Source organism: Asticcacaulis sp. AC460 (assembly GCF_000495795.1).
GTDB lineage: Bacteria > Pseudomonadota > Alphaproteobacteria > Caulobacterales > Caulobacteraceae > Asticcacaulis.
Map to the genome: position 1 here is coordinate 203498 of NZ_AWGD01000011.1, position 15423 is coordinate 218920.

Consider the following 15423-nt stretch of genomic DNA (forward strand, 5'->3'; position numbering starts at 1 on the left):
AGTTCGCAGCATCACCCGCGATTGTCCTGTAAATTCCATTGACAATGCCGGCCTGAACATTTATGAACAATGTTCAAATTTGCCTGGAATGACACCCGTGACCTATCCCATCGGTCTTCGCATGGCCGGCGCCGGAACCTACTCACCGCAATTCCGCCAGCCGTCCACCGCGCTCGACGCCGTCTACGGCCAGGCCGAAGGCTGGACGCAGACCAAATTCGGCATCGCCGAACGCGGCATCGCTTCCCGCGAAGAGACCACTTCGGTCATGGCTGCCCAGGCCTGCCGCGCCGCGCTCGACGAAGCCGGCTGGGGCGAGGATTTCGATGTCATCGTCGGCGGCTGCGGCGTGATGGAACAGCCCATCCCCGGCACCTCGGTCCTGGTCCAGCACGAACTGGGCCTGCACAAGTCCGGCATTCCCTGTTTCGACGTCAACATGACCTGCCTGTCCTTCCTCAGTGCGCTGGACCTGGTCAGCCTGGGCTTCAAGGCCGGACGGTGGCGGCGCGCCCTGATCTTCGCCAGCGACATCGCCTCGGCCGGCCTCAACTACAGCCAGCCGGAGATGTCGGCCATTTTCGGCGACGGCGCCGCCGCCATCTGCGTCGAAGCCGCCCCGGAGAACGGTGCGGCCATCCTGGCCTGCCGGTTTATCACCTTAAGCTCCGGCAAGGACCTGGCCCATCTGCGATCGGGCGGGACACGTATCCGCGTCGAGGACGGCTATGAGGCGCTGCAGGCCGGCGCGCGGTTCCATATGGATGCTTTCGGGATCTTCAAGGCCGCCGGAAAGCGCCTGCCCGAGCTGATCAACGAAACCCTGGCCACCGCCGGCCTGACGATGGACGGTATCGACACCGTCATCGGCCACCAGGCCAGCAAGCCGGGACTGGAATATGTCCGCCACATCCTGAGGACGCGGCCCGAGCGCGTGGTCGACATCTTCGGCCATACCGGCAACCAGATCGCCGCATCGCTACCGACCGCCCTGGTCGCCGCCCGCAACCAGGGCCGCCTGACACCCGGCAGCCATGCCCTGCTGCTGGGAACCTCGGCCGGGGTCAGCATGGGCGCCATGGTCGTGCGGTGCTGAACGCACTGTTCGCCTATGCCGGTGCCCATTGCCCGCCGCCGGCGCGCCAAGCCCTGGAGCAACAGCAACAACGTCTGTGGCGCAGGCTGCCGCTGTCGCGCGCGCCGGCGTTGAAGGGTTTCGCCGGCAAGCCCCTGGCCGAACTGCCGGTGATCACCACGGCGCAGTTTCGCGAGCGCTTCGCCGACTACACCACCCAAGGCCTGGACGCCGTCCTCGCGAGCCAGGCCGCCATGGCCGCCGAAACGGGTGGCGCCAACCCGCTGCCGCGCGGCTTGAGCGCCGGGTTTTCGACCGGCACCGGCGGCGGCACGCGCGGCCTGTTTGTCGCCTCGCCGGAGGAGCGCAGCCTCTATGGCGGGATGCTGGCCGGCAAGCTGTTCGGGCCCTTTGAACTGGCCGGATTGAAACGGATCGCGGTGTGCCTGCGCGCGCCCAACCGGCTGTACGACAAACGCCGGGTGCGTTTCTTCGGCCTGGGCGATCCCGATCGCGATACCGCCATCGAAGCCTATGACCCGCAGGTGCTGATCGCCCCGCCGCAGGTGCTGCTGGACCTGGCGCAGTCCGGCCGTCCCCTCCCCGCTCTTAAACGGCTGTTCTACGGCGCCGAAACCCTCAACGCCGCCGAACGCGATTTCGTCGCCACGCGGCTGGGTCGCCGGCCCGATCCGATCTACCAAGCGACCGAAGGCTTTCTGGGGGCGCCGTGCCGGCTTGGGACCCTGCATCTCAACGAAGACTGCCTGATCATCGAGCGCGCGCCTCTGGGCGGCGATCGTTTCCAGCCCATCGTCACCGACCTGCTGCGCACAAGCCAACTGGTGGTGCGGCTGAGGCTCGACGACATCCTGCGCCCCGCCGTCTGCACCTGCGGCTCGCCCCTGGCGGCCGTCCAACCGGTCGAGGGCCGGGTCCAGGATATCTGGCGCTGGGGCGAACAGGTGGTCTTCCCCGGCGAGGTTGAAGCCGCCGTATCGCCGCACCTGCCGCCGGGGCATCGCTGGATCGCCACGGGGCATCCGGACGGCATCGCCTATGCCTGCGAAGAGGCACGGGACGCCCCAGCTCTGGTCCAGGCTTTGGCCGTCTTCGGCCAGCCCCTGTCGCGGGAACCCTATGACCGCGGCCTGGACTTTCCCAAACGCCGGCATGTGCGATGGCGGCCATGAAGATCCTGCTGACCGGCACCCGAGCCCCCGTTACCCGCGACCTGGCCGCCGCCTTCGCGGCGCGCGGCCATGAGGTTCACGGCGCCGACAGCCTGGCCGCCGCCTCGACCACCCGCACCTTAAACAGCTTCACGCTCCATGCCCCGCCGGCGCAGCGGTTCGACGCCTTCGCCCGTGACGCGCAGGCCCTCGTCGATCGGTTACAACCTGACCTGATCCTGCCGCTGTGCGAGGACATCTTCTACTGGACCAAGGCGTCACAAGGCTGGCCGCTGTTCGCGCCGGACCTGAAGGCGCTGATCCAGCTCCATTCCAAGTTCGAATTCGTCGTCCTGGCCGATTGTCTCGGCCTGCCCGTGCCGCAAACCCGGCGCCTGAGTCCCGGCGAAGATGCCGAACCGGGCGACTGGGTCTACAAACCGGAATATTCGCGCTTCGGCCGGCGCCTGGTGATCCAGCCGCGACAGGCGCAAGCCCTGGCGCGCGATCCGAAAAATCCGTGGCTGCGCCAGGCCTGGATTCCGGGCGAAGACGTCTGCTTCCACGCCATCGCCCGTGACGGCGCCTTGCGCGCCTTCGCCGCCTACCGCTCGTCGTGGCGCACCCGAGGCGGGGCCAGCTATTATTTCGACCCGCTCGAACCCGAGCTGGCGCAACGGCTCGAGGCCATGGCCGCCCGCCTGGCCGCGGCGTTGAACCTCACCGGCCAATTCGCCTGCGACCTGCGCCACGATCCGGACGGCCGCCTGTGGCTGATCGAGTGCAACCCGCGCGCCACCTCCGGCCTGCACCTGCTGGCGCATGATCCGGGCGCCTTGAGCGACGCCTTTACCGGTGGCGGTGACAGCATCCTGCGGTCCGACGGGCGGGCGACCTGTATCGGCCCGGCCATGTGGCTGTACGGCCTGCGTCCCGGCCGTTACCGGCCATGGCGGACGGACCTGCGCCGGGCGCGCAATGTCTTCGCGGGCGTTACCTGTGCCGCCGTGCTGGATACGATGGGTTTTTCGCTGCGCGCCGCCCTGGCCGGCCGCAACCTGCAGGACTTCCTGACCGCCGACATGGAATGCAACCGGGACCTGACATGCACCTGAACAATGCCCGGGTGCGGATGGACACCGTCGATCTTGCCGGCCGGCCGCTCGATGTGGTGGTGCCGCAGACACCCAATGGCTGCTGGCAGACCTCGCTCAGCGTCCTGCTGGGGCCGGTGGCGCGCGAGGAGGCCCGCCGGGCCTTGTCCGGACCGGAGCTGTGGGCCGTGCTGGCGCTCAGCCATGCCACCGAAGCCTTTGGCCGGCTATTGCGGATCGACCGGGCCGTCTATCCCGGCCACCAGTTGCTCAGCACCAATCTCTATGACGGCCGGCTGGACCAGATCATCGCCGCGGTCCCCGATCTGGCGCGGGCCTATCCCGACCGCGCCATCATCCTGCGTTCGCTGACGCAGCGGCCGCAGACCGGTGTGGCGTGGCCGATACGGGTGGTGTGGATCATCGACGACATGCCGGACATCTGGGCGAAACGCCGCGATAGCCGCCGCGATATGCGCAAGCTGGCCGAGTCGAACCTGACGGCCCGCTGTTTCGGTCCGCAGATCGACGATGTGCGGCTCGATCGCTGTCTGGCGCTGTATCGCCGGCTTTATATCGAGACCTATTCGGCCTTCAATCCCGACTATACGGCGGCCGGCCTGCGTGACCTGCTGGCGCGTGGGATCATCGAGATCTGGACGCTGGAGTCGGATGATGGTGACATCGCCGCCTTCTGCGCCGCCCGGGACGACGGCGAAACCCTGACCATACCCCTGGTGGGCTACGATCGCAGCCGCCCCCAGGACGACGGCCTTTACCGGGCCATCATGGCGCATATGGCCCAACAGGCCATGGAACGCCGTCTGAAACGCAACCTGTCGGCCGGCGCGCCGCACTTCAAGCGCCACAGAGGAGCCTCGCCGTGGATGGAATATCTGGTGATCTTCGACAGCCACCTGCCGGTCTGGCGGCGGATGGCCTATCGCCTGATCGGGGCGATGCTGAGCCGGTTCGAGGCCCGGCTGATGGCGGCCGCGGTCACCTGAACCTTCCTGCGGGCATCGACGAAGCCTGGCTGCCGGTCGCCCTGAGCCATGAGGTCGGCGCCAAACCGCATGGCGTCAAGGTCGCCGGCGTGCCCGTGGTGCTGTGGCGCGGGCGTGAGGGTCTGAAAGCCTTTCTCGACCGCTGTCCGCACCGCAACTATCCGCTGTCGGCCGGGCGGGTCGAGGACGGCCAGCTGGTCTGCGCCTATCACGGCTGGGCCTTTACCGGCGACGGCGGCTGCGCACATGTGCCCGGATGTGCGGCCGGCGACCTGTCGCGGCTGAAGGCCGAAACCGTCGGCGTCGCCGAATGGCAGGGCATGATCTTCGTCAGCCTGAAACCGCAGGTTCCTTTCACGGACGGATTGCCGCCCATTCCGGACGGTCCGGATTACGACCATTTCTGGTGGGCCATGAAGCCCCAGCGCGCCCGGGTGTTCGACGCGCTCGACAATGTGCTGGACCCGTTCCACACCAACTTCATCCATGACGGCCTGATCCGGGTCAGCCACCGCCGCCAGACGGTCGAACAGACGATCGAGACCTTCGAAAACGGCTTCGAGGCGACCTATATCCAGAATACGGACTATGGCTGGATGTCGCGGGCGCTGGAGGGCAAACGGGCCCGCAGCCGCGGCCGCTATTTTCCGCCGGTGGCCTTCCAGGGCCGGTGGGAGGGACCGGAAAAACTCAACCTGTGCACCACCATCTGGTTCGTCCCCCAGGACGCGCACACCATCCGCCCGATGGCGCGGTTCACGACCTTGAAATCCCGCGGACCGGCGTGGCTTAAGGAAGCGGCCATCCGACTGTTCCTGTTCCGAGTGATCGACCAGGACGCGGATGCCTTGACGAAGCTGCATGACAATATCGCGGCGTTCGGCGGGCCGAAGTTCCGTGCCGGCCCGGGCGACCGGCTCGGCGACAAGCTGATGCGCCTGTATACCGGTGGCAAGCTGGTCCCCGAGGTCCTGGGACCGTTTCACATGGAGCTTTAGTGATACTCCGCCTCGTCGGCGGGCAGTTGCATCAACTGGAACCAGTAGTCTTCGATCTTGGCGACGATGCCGTCATAGGCGTCGATCGTCACCGGCTTGGTGATGTAGCCATTGGCGTGACGGTTGTAGCTGCCCACCACGTCGGCACGGGCGCTGGAACTGGACAGCACGATAATCGGGATACAGCGCAAAGCCGGGTCGGACTTGACCTCCGACAAAAAGTCATGACCACCGATACCCGGCAGGTTCAGATCCAAAAGGATGATGTCCGGACGGTCGGCGTCATCGAAACCGTCCTCACGGCGCAGGATGCTCAGGCCCTTTTCACCCGTCTCGGCAACGACGATATGGCGCACCCGCTGCGCCCGTTTGAACGCCCGGCAGGTCAGCATGGCGTCGCCGCGATTGTCCTCCACCAGCAGCACCCGCGCGCTGCGTTCGATCTCCATACCCGTCATCACCGCTTCCCTCCGTGCCTTCAGGGATACCGGCCGCGCCTTCTGGCGGGTCCGGAGGCTGGGATTGTCCGCCAATCCCCCGCAACTGGCAAGCGATTGGGCTGTCACTTTCGAGTGTAAACTACTCACCGTTCCAGTAGCTGGTGATGGTCTTTTGCTCGAAGCGAACCTCGCTGAACACCGTCGTCAGGTGCTCGCCCAAAGGTGACTGGCCGAACATGCCGATCGACAAGGGTTTGGCCGGATCGACGCTGAAATCGCGCACGATTTCCCAGCTCTTGCCGTCACGCGAAGCGTAGAAGAAGACCGAGGTCTTGACCCGGACCATCTTCATCCATATCTCGTCGACGCTGCCTTCGGTGCGGAAATGGTAGCTGTTGTCACCGACCGGAGTCGAGAAGTTGGACGACACGGCATTGCTGTTGTCCGGAAGGCGTTCGAACAGCATTTTCGCCCAATAGCCTTCGCCGTTCCACACCACCAGGCCGGGGCCGTCATAGGCGGCCTTCAGCTGGCTTTTGGCCTTGAAGGCGAAGATGAAATCGCCGGCAGGCGGGGTAAAGGTCAGGCGCGGCGCAGACGATACCGCAGGCTCGCCGGCCGGGTTGTACAGGTCCGTCCCCTTGGGCGCCGTCAGGGTCACGCCGTCATCGGACATGGCCACCTCGCCGGCTTGCGACAGGGTCAGTTCGAACGGCAGTCCCTTCTGCCAGATGCGGATATCCTGGGCCACGGCATGGCTACAGACCAAACTGAGACCAATCACCAATGTTACGATAAAACGCATAATATCCCCCCGATTATCTGGTTATGGTTTGGTCTTATTGCGTGTATCGCTACGTGTCAAGTTCACTTCGGATGGCAGGTGACGCCGGACAGCGCATAGGCCTGTTGCGTGTCACGGCGGACGGCCAGGCATTCACCGTCCTCGATGACGATGTCGAAGCGGATCGGCTGGGCGGTGGAGTGGGTTTCGTAAGGCCCCAGCGGCGGCGGCAGAACCGTGACGGTCGCGCCGTTGCTGGCGCCCAGTTCGATGCGGGCCTTGCCGACGGCCTGGGCCAGGGCGGAAGCAACGGCGGTCTTGGTGGCCGGGTCGTCCAGATTAACGGTTGCCGGCGCGCGAACAGCCGCGGTCGACTGGCAGGCGGCCAATGCCAAGGGGAGGACCAAGAAATAGCGCAGAAACATGGGATAGCTCCGGACAGGACTCCCTCTCCCCGCCTGCGGGGAGAGGGTGGGGGTGAGGGGCATGCTTTACCGTCAGGTGCAAAGCCGTCCTCTGAAGGCCCCTCACCCGATCGCCTTCGTTTCACTCGGCTCTCGTCCTCTCCCCGCAGGCGGGAGAGGGAATTTTCTGCGCTCCCCTTACCGCGGCAGGGTCATGTCGCGGTTACGCTCCATGATCCACCGCTCCGGTTTCTCAACCGCGATCGAAGGGATCTTCGACGTGCTCACCGACGCCGAGGACGACCGCACCGCCGATGACACCAACGCCGGACAGGTCGCGCTCGACCGGTACCCCAGGGCCGCGCTCAGCAGGCCTTCGCCGGCATCGCCCAGCTCATGGCCGTAGTCGTCATTGACCTTGCAGCCCGGGAGGCGGACGCCGAACGAACCGCTGGCATTGTTAGGCACGAAGCCGTCCGCATAGTCGCCGAAGCCCAGGTGGTTCACCCCCTGGAACTGAATGGAGTAATAGGTCTCGCCGCAGTTATCCTCGGGGTAAAAGCCGTACGGCTTGCCGCAGGTGCCGGCGCCGATCAGCACCACCTCGACCCCCGCGCCACGCAGGCCGTTGACCACCGCCTCGCTGGCCGAACAGGTGTTGTCGGTCGACAGCACATAGACCCGCGGCAGGTTCAGGCTGGGCAAGGGCGTACCGTCGGCGACGCTGAAACCCAGGCCAGTGCGGTAGAAGGGCACGGGCTCGTTGACCTCGCCCGTCACCGGGTTACGGTTGCCGGCCGCCGCATTGAAGCGCAGGGATTCGAACGTCTTGCCCGCCGTACGCGTATCGCCGGCCACCATGTAGCTGACCTGCGACGCCACCGCCAACAGCCCGCCGCCGTTATAACGCAGGTCCAGAACCAGGTCCGAAACGCCTTCGGTCTGCATCTGCTGCATGGCCGTGACAATCTCGGTTTCGCTGGAATAGGGGCTGAAGGTGTTGAACAGGATATAACCGACCTTCTGGCCGCCGCTGTTGAGGATACGCGTGCGATTGACCGCCTTGGTGACCAGGTTCTGCGACGTCACCATTACCGTGCGGCTGGTCGATGATCCCGGATCCTGGACGGTCAGGGTGGTGGTGGTGCCGGAACTGGACGGCCACAGACCGTTGTTCAGCGTATCGACCTCGGCCTGGGTGCTGCCGCCATTGACCAGGTCGATACCGTTCACCGTGAGGATGCGCGTACCGCGGATGAGCTTCTTCTGGCCGCCCGACAACTCCTCGGCCGGCGAACCCGGCTCGGTGAAGGCCACGCGGACGTCGCGCGGCACGGTCGCCGAGATGACGACAAATTCTGCGCCGTAGCTGGCGCTGGCCGTCGAGTTGCGCCGCGCCAGGTAGTCCGCCGTCGACTCGCTGAAATGGAAGTCGTCCTTGGCCTTGCCCGACGTCGTGGTGGCAAAGGTCTTCAGGCTGTCGAAATACTGCAGCCGTGTGCCGCCCAGGGCCGGATTGGTGTCGGCGACCTCGGTGTTCCACAGATAGGTTTCATGGGTCCACGACCGCAGCCAGTTCTTTTCGTCGGTGGCCGTGCCCGCCCGATCGGGGAAGGCATTGCCTTCAATGTCGATGCCGGTGCGCACGGCGGCGCACTTGTTCTTGAAGCTGCTGGCCAGTTGGAAGACGCCGGCCACCCAGCCGCCCGAGGGCGGCGTCACCGTGCCGCCACCGCCGCCTCCGCCGCCGCTGTTGAAGCTGCTGCCGCCACCCCCACCGCCTCCGCAGCCCAGGAGAGACGCCGAAGCGGCAGCCACCAGCAATAGTCTCACAAGGTTCACGACATATCCCCCAAGGTTCACATGGCGATCATGACTCCGATACGCTGCCTGTGCAAGAGCGGCCGGATTGGGGGCAAGGTCACCACACAAAAGTGAATCCGGCGTGTCCTTCGCCGCATGGGTCCGGCACGACCATTCCGCAATCGATATCCGTCCATAACGCCGATCTTGTTGCGAATCTGTCACAGCGCACAACCGTCATTTTCAAGGATTTCAATGCCTTGTGCGGAGATGACATCGTATTAATTCAAATTGTTTTAATGATACCGCTACCAATGCCTTCGTCGAATTGACATCGTTGTCAGTCCCGCCGCATTTAAAGGCGCGGACATGCCCGGCCTCGCCTTGAGGCTGCGCGTGCCGCCAAATAATTCCTAATGGGAAGGATACCACGTGTTGAAGTCACATCACCCACGGCTGGCCCTCATGGCCGCCGCCTCTCTGCTTGCGCTCGGAACCGCCACGGCCGTCTGTGCGCAGGACGCACCCGCGGCCGCGCCTGGCGATGACAATGTCGTCGTCGTGCGCGGTTTCCGCGCCTCGCTCCAGTCGTCGCTGAACACCAAGAAGAACTCGAACCTGATCATCGAGTCGGTGACCGCCGAAGACATGGGCAAGTTCCCCGACCAGAACATCGCCGAAAGCCTGCAACGCCTGCCCGGCATTCAGATCGACCGCGAAAACGGCCAGGGCACCAAGGTCCGCATCCGCGGCCTGGACCAGAACGTCACCGTCATGAACAACGACATCTTCGTCTCGGGCATGGAAATCTTCCGCCTGGGCGAAGGCAATGCCCTGCAGGACGCCTCTCTGGAAGGCATTCCGTCGGAACTGATCGGCGGGGTCGACGTCTACAAGTCACCGGACGCCTCGCTGCTGGAAGGCGGCCTGGGCGGTATCGTCAACCTGAAGACCCGCTCGCCGCGTTCGGTGCGCGACACGCTGTTCTCGGGCGACATCCGCCTCAACAAGGGTGGCGAAGGCGACGCGACGCCCGTCGGCTCGCTGGTCTTCGGCAAGAAGTTCGGCGACCGTTTCGGCCTTCTGGCGACCATTTCCTACGACCGCACCGACATCCACACCGACGTGCTGGGCGGTGAAAACCGCGGCGGCTGGCGGCTGTTCGAACGCCCGACCTCGGGCGGCACGGCCACCGTCTATTCGCCGGAATATCGCTACGCCACCAACCGCAACCAGGAACGCGAACGTATCGGCTTCTCGCTGAGCGGCGAGTTCCGCGCCAGCGACTCGCTGACCCTGACCGGCGACTGGTTCCACTCGGACCTGTCGATCCTGACCAAGGAAGCCTCGCTGAAGTTCCCCTTCGCCAACGAAGGCGCGACCTATGCGGCTTCGGGCCTCAGCATCGACAGCAACCACGTGCTGCAGTCGGGCACGGTCACGGCCAATTCGTCGGAGTCGATCACCTTCGTCCAGAACGGCGAGGTCAAGACCGACAACCTCCAGTTCGCGGCCAAGTGGGATAACGGCGGCACCCTGACCGGTACCTTCCGCGCCGCCCTGTCCAAGGCGGACTACGAAAGCTCGGCCGCCAATGCCGACGTGCGCTACACCCAATACGGCGTGCGCGCGGTCAATGGCGGCGCCGGCGTCACGCCGAACAGCACCGCGCCCGGCGCCTTCACCTTCAGCTACAAGAACGGCGACCTGCCGTCCTTCTCGGCGGCGGGTCCGAACGCCACGGCCTTTACCAACCCGGCCATGGTCTTCGCCAAGTCTCACTGGGCCTTCGGTGAAAAGACCGAGATCGAAAACACCGCGCTTTCGGCCGACTTCAAGTGGCGCCCCGACTTCGCCGCCGATGCCGGCCTGGTGGTCAGCTTCGGCGCCCGCTTCGCCGAACGCACGGTCGATTCCGAATACGGCCGCTACCTCGCAGACCTGACCAGCCGCGGCGAACTGCCGACCTCGGCTCAGGGCCAGTACCTGACCTTCTCGGGCGGCCAGCCTGTGGTCTCCCCGACCAACACGCCGGGTTCGACCTTCATCAACTGGACGCCCTACGGCTACTTCATGGACGGCGCCATCGGCCTGAAATGGTGCGACGGCGCGGGCTCGCCGTGCGGCCGCTTCGGCGACTCGAAGGCCACTGCCTTCCACAACGCCACCAACCCGTACGACACGGCCGCCAGCAATCCGGGCCGCTTCGAGCAGGTGAATATCCTGGGCATCAATGCCCTGGTGAACCGCGCCGACGGCATGACCGATGCCGCCGCCTGGATCAGCAAGCTGTATCCGGAAACCCCGTTCAAGTTCTTCAAGGATCCGCTGAACTCCTTCAAGGTCGAGGAAAAGACCACCACCGGCTACATGATGGCCGATGTCGGTGAACGCGGCGACCGCTTCCACCTCAATGCCGGCGTTCGCGTCGTCAAGACCGAGCTGGCGGTTACGGCTTCCTCCACGCCGGTGACCCCGCTGTGGTGGGGTACAGACAGCTGGAACGGCATCCTGAAGAACCCGGGCACCGCCACCACGGTGCGCGAATATACCGACGTCCTGCCGTCGGCGTCTGCGGTGTTCGAGCTTAACGACTCCGACAAGCTGCGCGCCTCGGCCGCCCGCGTCGTCTCGCGCCAGAACCTGTTCCAGCTCGGCCAGGGCTCGGCCTACGACTTCACCCGGTCGTCCTCGCCCGGTCCGAACCTGGACAAGTTCCTGTACACCTCGGGCTCGGGCGGCAACCCGAACCTGGATCCGTACCGCGCCTCGCAGTACGACCTCGCCTATGAACGCTACTTCGGCCAGGACGGCTTTGTCTCCGGCGGCTTCTTCTACAAGAGCGTCGACAGCTTCATCCAGACCGACACCATCAGCGTCTGCGTCGCCGACCAGTCGGCGGCCGGCTGCACCTCGGGTCCGTTCTCGGCTCCGGTGAACGGTGACGGCGGCACGATCAAGGGCGTGGAACTGGCGGCGCAATACGCGTTCGACAACGGCTTCGGCTTCACGGCCAACTACACCTACTCGGACTCGGAATCGTCGAACTTCAACGACTTCGACGAAAACCTGCCGATCCCGGGCGTGTCCAAGCATGCCTATAACCTCCAGGGCTTCTATGAAGGCGGTGGCTTCGAAGCCCGCGTCTCCTATGCCTGGCGCGACAAGGCCTACTACGGCAACTTCGGCTTCGGCTCGGGGGCAACCGGCGGCGGCACGGTCACGGCCGGCACCTGGGAGCGCGCCTATGGCCAGCTCGACGCCCAGGTCGGTTATGCGATCACGCCGAAGCTCAAGGTCACGCTGGAAGGCATCAACCTGACGGAAGAAGCCACCGGCCGCTATCTGCAGTTCGAGAACCTGCCGCTGCGTTACGCTTCGGGCGAGCGCCGCATCATTCTCGGCCTGCGGTACAACTTCGGTAACTGATTCGCGGTGCCGAAATGTCCGGTCCGGTGTCCCCTATGGCACCGGGCCGGTCTCCCAAACACTTGGCCGGCTTTCCTCCCGAGAGCCGGTCCTTTTGTTGTATACAAGGGCGAGGCGCTGTCAGAATCCCCTCTCCCCTCCCTTCCGGAGCCCCCCGCGTGCAGTCACCCGACCCCATCCGCAGCATCGTCATCGTCGGCGGCGGCACCGCCGGCTGGATGGCAGCCGCCGCCTTCGCCCGCAACCTGGGCCGCCACCTCAGCATCACCCTGGTCGAATCCGAAGACATCGGCACGGTCGGGGTCGGCGAAGCCACCATCCCGCCGATCAAGCTGTTCAACGCCATGCTGGGCCTGGACGAAGCCGAGTTCATGCGCGAGACCCGCGCCACCTACAAGCTGGGCATCCGCTTCCACGACTGGCTCAACCTCGGCCATGAATATTTCCATCCGTTCGGCGTCTACGGCCTGAAACCGGAGCTGGGCCACTTCCTGCAATTCTGGCTGCGCGTGCAGGCTCAGGGCCACGATATCGGCCCGGTCAGCGACTACTCGCTGTGCACCCTGGCCGCCCTGCAGGGCAAGATGGGCCGCCAGACCGATGACGGCGTCATGGCGACCTTCGGTTCGGCCTATCATTTCGACGCCGGCCTCTATGCCCGCTACCTGCGCCGCTACAGCGAACGGCTGGGCGTCATCCGCATCGAAGGCCTGATCGCCGACGTCGAACAACACCCCGAAACCGGCAATGTCAAGTCGGTCCGCCTGAAGGACGGGCGTGAGATCGAAGGCGACCTCTTCATCGACTGTTCCGGCTTCCGCGGCCTGCTGATCAAGCAGGCGCTCAAAACCGGCTACGACGACTGGAGCCATTGGCTGCCGTGCGACCGCGCCATGGCCATGCCCTGCGCCCACGCGGGTGCGGACATCAACCCCTACACCTCATCAACCGCGCGTGAAGGCGGCTGGCAGTGGCATATCCCGCTGCAGCACCGGGTCGGCAACGGCTATGTCTACAGCAGCCGCTTTACCGACGACGACAGCGCCGAAACAACGCTCCGCGCCAACGTCGAAGGCGAGGCTTTGGCCGAACCCAATCGCCTGCGCTTCGTGACCGGACGCCGCAAAAAGTTCTGGAACAGGAACGTCGTGGCGCTCGGCCTTGCCAGCGGCTTTATCGAGCCGCTGGAATCAACCAGCATCCACCTGATCCAGTCAGGCATCAACAAGCTGCTGCTGCACTTCCCCGACCGGTCCTTCGCCCCGGCCAATATCGAGGCCTATAACCGCCGCCAGCACCTGGATTATGAGCGCATCCGCGACTTCATCATCCTGCACTACCATGCCACTGCGCGCGACGATTCAGCCCTGTGGCGTTACACCCGGACCATGGAGATCCCCGACACCCTGGCGCACAAGATCGAAGTCTTCCGCGAACGCGGCGCCTTCGCCAATGCCGCCGAGGAGATGTTCACGCCGACCTCGTGGATGGCGGTGCTGATGGGCCAGGGCGTCATCCCCCAAAGCCACGACCCGCTGGTCGCCTATGAGGACATCGCCACCCTGCGCACCGGTTTCGCCCGGATGAAGGACCACCTGACGAGGTTGGCTGCCGACCTGCCGTCGCAGCGCGACTATCTGCGTCAGAACGGCATGCTGGCGATGTCATAATCGTTGCCATTCTCCGGGAATTGGTGAAGGATGATTCCACACAGGTGCCATAGAAGCATCCAGGGGTCTCGAGAGTAATGGCGTTAACTGCCGACAGAAAGCCGGGCATAAGCCTGGCCGGTACGAACATGGTTCGTGCCGGCGACTATAACCAGCGCGTCATCCTCCAGGCGATCCGCGCCGGCGGACCTGTGACGCGCAGCGAACTGGCCGGTGCCACCGGGCTGACGCATCAATCGGTCATCAATATCACCCGCCGCCTGATGGAGGACGGCATCGTCCAGGACGAGGGCGCCATCATCGGCGGCCGCGGCCAGCCGGCGGCGCGCCTGGCGGTCAATCCCGACGGCGCCTATGGCCTGGGGCTGAATATCGACCGCGAACACGTCACCCTGATGCTGATGGACCTGTCGGGCAAGGTGCGTCACCGCGCCTATATCCCCCAGCGCTTCGCCATGCCCGAGGACGTGCTGGGCTTTGTCGAGGACCAGTTGGACAACGTCCTGGGGCGCCGGCTGATTTCGCGCAAGCGGCTGGTCGGACTGGGAATCGCCATGCCGGAACGGCTGGACTGCGTCGAAGCCTCGGCCCGGCCCGCGGCCTACAGCCAATGGTCTTCGCTGGACATCGTGGAAACGTTTACAGAGCGGTTGCACATGCCAGTCTCGGTGCGCAATGACGTGACGGCGGCGGTATTGGGCGAACTTCAATTCGGCCAGGGTTTCCAGTTCAAGAGCTTCGTCTACACCCTGATCAGCGCCGGCATCGGCACGGGTCTGGTGGTCAACGGCCAACCCTATGAGGGTGGCCTGCGCCAGGCGGGTGAGATCGGCAAGTATCCGATCACCCAGGACGGAGAGACCGGCACGCTCTGGGATGTGCTGTCGGTGTTCGCCTTCCAGGAAATGCTGGGCCGGCGTGGCATTGCGCCCGACCGTGAACTGGACCCGTCCGACGCCCAGGTTTCGGCGGCTGTGGATGCCTGGGTCGAACGCGCTGCCGGCTATATGGTCGCGCCCTATCTGGCCCTGACCTATACGCTGAGCCCCGAGCGGCACTTTATCGGCGGTCAGTTGCCGCCGTTTGTGATCGAACGGCTGTGCCAGGCCCTGAACGCGCGGTTCGCGAGCCATTCGGCCAGCTTCCCGATGGGGCCGTTCTGTGCCGCGACGACGGCGGTCGACGCGGCCGCTCTGGGCGCGGCCGTCCTGGCCTTCCAGGAACGCCTGCTGCCGTCGCCGGACGTGTTGATGAAGTGAGATTCGGCAAGGCCGGTAGAATCAGACGACGGAACACACGGCTCGATCCGGAAAGAAACGGAATTCCGGTGGCGGCACCTCCCGCGCGAAGCGCCTTCATGACGAGGCGCCATGGTGTCGCGCTTTATGTGATGAAACCCTGAATTCCGTGTCTTCAGTGTACGCCGCCATCGGCGGCGCTTCAGTGTTTTCTGTGTTCCTCTTAAAAGCCTCCAGTTTGTTTCAAGCCTTTAAGAGGAACACGGACCACACGGAAGCCGCTGCGCGGCGACACTGAAAACACGGAAT

General features: G+C 65.0%; 12 protein-coding genes. 8 read left to right on the top strand and 4 right to left on the bottom strand.

The window, feature by feature from the left end:
• Nucleotides 1-88: 88 nt before the first annotated feature.
• Genes ABAC460_RS32125 through ABAC460_RS32145 form a run of 5 tightly spaced genes read left to right on the top strand, consistent with a single transcriptional unit; the run spans nucleotide 89 to nucleotide 5346 of the window.
• Entirely contained in the window at nucleotides 89-1096 is a 1008-nt protein-coding gene (locus ABAC460_RS32125) for a 3-oxoacyl-[acyl-carrier-protein] synthase III C-terminal domain-containing protein (RefSeq protein WP_031236569.1), read from the top strand.
• Nucleotides 1090-2268: a hypothetical protein gene (locus ABAC460_RS32130; RefSeq protein WP_023452751.1), complete on the top strand. Its 1179-nt coding sequence runs from the start codon at nucleotides 1090-1092 to the stop codon at nucleotides 2266-2268. The genes ABAC460_RS32125 and ABAC460_RS32130 overlap by 7 nt, the downstream gene beginning before the upstream one ends.
• Entirely contained in the window at nucleotides 2265-3362 is a 1098-nt protein-coding gene (locus ABAC460_RS32135; RefSeq protein ID WP_031236570.1) for an ATP-grasp domain-containing protein, read from the top strand. Before ABAC460_RS32130 ends, ABAC460_RS32135 begins: the two co-directional genes overlap by 4 nt.
• The gene (locus ABAC460_RS32140) at nucleotides 3353-4348 is read left to right on the top strand and encodes a GNAT family N-acetyltransferase (RefSeq protein ID WP_023452753.1); all 996 of its coding nucleotides are present in this window, start codon (nucleotides 3353-3355) and stop codon (nucleotides 4346-4348) included. The genes ABAC460_RS32135 and ABAC460_RS32140 overlap by 10 nt, the downstream gene beginning before the upstream one ends.
• A complete protein-coding gene (locus tag ABAC460_RS32145; protein WP_235075782.1) occupies nucleotides 4234-5346 on the top strand; it encodes a Rieske 2Fe-2S domain-containing protein in 1113 nt (370 codons plus the stop codon). The genes ABAC460_RS32140 and ABAC460_RS32145 overlap by 115 nt, the downstream gene beginning before the upstream one ends.
• Here ABAC460_RS32145 and ABAC460_RS32150 read toward each other — a convergent pair.
• From ABAC460_RS32150 to ABAC460_RS32165, 4 genes are all read right to left on the bottom strand, one after another.
• A complete protein-coding gene (locus tag ABAC460_RS32150; protein WP_023452755.1) occupies nucleotides 5343-5804 on the bottom strand; it encodes a response regulator in 462 nt (153 codons plus the stop codon). The genes ABAC460_RS32145 and ABAC460_RS32150 overlap by 4 nt on opposite strands.
• A 121-nt stretch (nucleotides 5805-5925) precedes the next feature.
• Nucleotides 5926-6591: a DUF1349 domain-containing protein gene (locus ABAC460_RS32155; protein WP_023452756.1), complete on the bottom strand. Its 666-nt coding sequence runs from the start codon at nucleotides 6589-6591 to the stop codon at nucleotides 5926-5928.
• A 62-nt stretch (nucleotides 6592-6653) separates the two neighbouring features.
• Nucleotides 6654-6995: a hypothetical protein gene (locus tag ABAC460_RS32160; protein ID WP_023452757.1), complete on the bottom strand. Its 342-nt coding sequence runs from the start codon at nucleotides 6993-6995 to the stop codon at nucleotides 6654-6656.
• A 177-nt stretch (nucleotides 6996-7172) separates the two neighbouring features.
• Entirely contained in the window at nucleotides 7173-8816 is a 1644-nt protein-coding gene (locus ABAC460_RS32165; protein ID WP_235075778.1) for a S41 family peptidase, read from the bottom strand.
• Between the two features lie 426 nt (nucleotides 8817-9242).
• On the opposite strand from ABAC460_RS32165, the gene ABAC460_RS32170 reads away from it, so the two are divergent.
• From ABAC460_RS32170 to ABAC460_RS32180, 3 genes are all read left to right on the top strand, one after another.
• Nucleotides 9243-12206 carry a TonB-dependent receptor gene (locus tag ABAC460_RS32170; protein WP_023452759.1) on the top strand — a complete coding sequence of 988 codons (2964 nt, stop codon included), beginning with the start codon at nucleotides 9243-9245 and terminating at the stop codon, nucleotides 12204-12206.
• A gap of 158 nt (nucleotides 12207-12364) precedes the next feature.
• On the top strand, nucleotides 12365-13876 hold the full coding sequence (locus ABAC460_RS32175) for a tryptophan halogenase family protein (RefSeq protein ID WP_023452760.1): 1512 nt from the start codon (nucleotides 12365-12367) through the stop codon (nucleotides 13874-13876).
• 77 nt (nucleotides 13877-13953) lie between these two features.
• Entirely contained in the window at nucleotides 13954-15135 is a 1182-nt protein-coding gene (locus ABAC460_RS32180; protein WP_023452761.1) for an ROK family transcriptional regulator, read from the top strand.
• Nucleotides 15136-15423 lie beyond the last annotated feature (288 nt).

What these genes read in the sequence shown, in the direction of transcription:
- ABAC460_RS32125 (WP_031236569.1), top strand. Translation starts at nt 89, where the DNA reads ATGACACCCGTGACCTATCCCATCGGTCTTCGCATGGCCGGCGCCGGA.
- ABAC460_RS32135 (WP_031236570.1), top strand. Translation starts at nt 2,265, where the DNA reads ATGAAGATCCTGCTGACCGGCACCCGAGCCCCCGTTACCCGCGACCTG.
- ABAC460_RS32140 (WP_023452753.1), top strand. Translation starts at nt 3,353, where the DNA reads ATGCACCTGAACAATGCCCGGGTGCGGATGGACACCGTCGATCTTGCC.
- ABAC460_RS32150 (WP_023452755.1), bottom strand. Translation starts at nt 5,804, where the DNA reads ATGACGGGTATGGAGATCGAACGCAGCGCGCGGGTGCTGCTGGTGGAG.
- ABAC460_RS32155 (WP_023452756.1), bottom strand. Translation starts at nt 6,591, where the DNA reads ATGCGTTTTATCGTAACATTGGTGATTGGTCTCAGTTTGGTCTGTAGC.
- ABAC460_RS32160 (WP_023452757.1), bottom strand. Translation starts at nt 6,995, where the DNA reads ATGTTTCTGCGCTATTTCTTGGTCCTCCCCTTGGCATTGGCCGCCTGC.
- ABAC460_RS32170 (WP_023452759.1), top strand. Translation starts at nt 9,243, where the DNA reads ATGGCCGCCGCCTCTCTGCTTGCGCTCGGAACCGCCACGGCCGTCTGT.
- ABAC460_RS32180 (WP_023452761.1), top strand. Translation starts at nt 13,954, where the DNA reads ATGGCGTTAACTGCCGACAGAAAGCCGGGCATAAGCCTGGCCGGTACG.